Origin of the sequence: Bradyrhizobium forestalis (assembly GCF_002795245.1) — a bacterium.
In the GTDB taxonomy this organism is placed as follows: Bacteria; Pseudomonadota; Alphaproteobacteria; order Rhizobiales; family Xanthobacteraceae; genus Bradyrhizobium; species Bradyrhizobium forestalis.
In genome coordinates this window covers 1-419 of record NZ_PGVG01000151.1, presented here as the reverse complement: position 1 = coordinate 419, position 419 = coordinate 1, and the positions used below count along the sequence as shown (strand labels likewise).

Below are 419 nucleotides of genomic sequence, written 5' to 3'. Positions count from 1 at the left end.
TTTCCGGGCCGCGCGGCTACCCTGGTGAAGCTGCTCGATCTCGATCAGTCCACCCTGCAAGCGGTCTACGAGAAGCCGGGCTCGATGAAGATCGGGCACTACATCCCGGGCACCCGCATCCCGATCCTTTCCGACGATGATTTCGACAAGCGGCCAAACCAGGATGTGCCGCTCCTCAATCTGGCTTGGCACATCTCTGGTGAAATTCGCGGGTACATGCGCAAGCAGGGATATGACGGTCAGATTATCGATCTATTTTCGCCAGAGGAGTTTGAGCGGGCCTAGTGCTGCGCGCGACGGGAATGGCTTTGATGGCTGAAACGATGTCAGGTGAGAATGCCGAATCCGCGAATGGGAGACCTGAGTCCTTGAGCAGGCCTCTCATTTCGATCATCGTTCCGGTTTTCAATGAAGAAGAC

Annotated in this window: 1 protein-coding gene; it reads left to right on the top strand. The window is 56.3% G+C overall.

Features of this window, described 5'->3' with window-relative positions; translation table 11 throughout:
* A partial coding sequence (locus CVM73_RS38885; RefSeq protein ID WP_488226286.1) for a Rossmann-fold NAD(P)-binding domain-containing protein occupies window positions 1-285 on the top strand: 285 nt, incomplete at its 5' end.
* Window positions 286-419 lie beyond the last annotated feature (134 nt).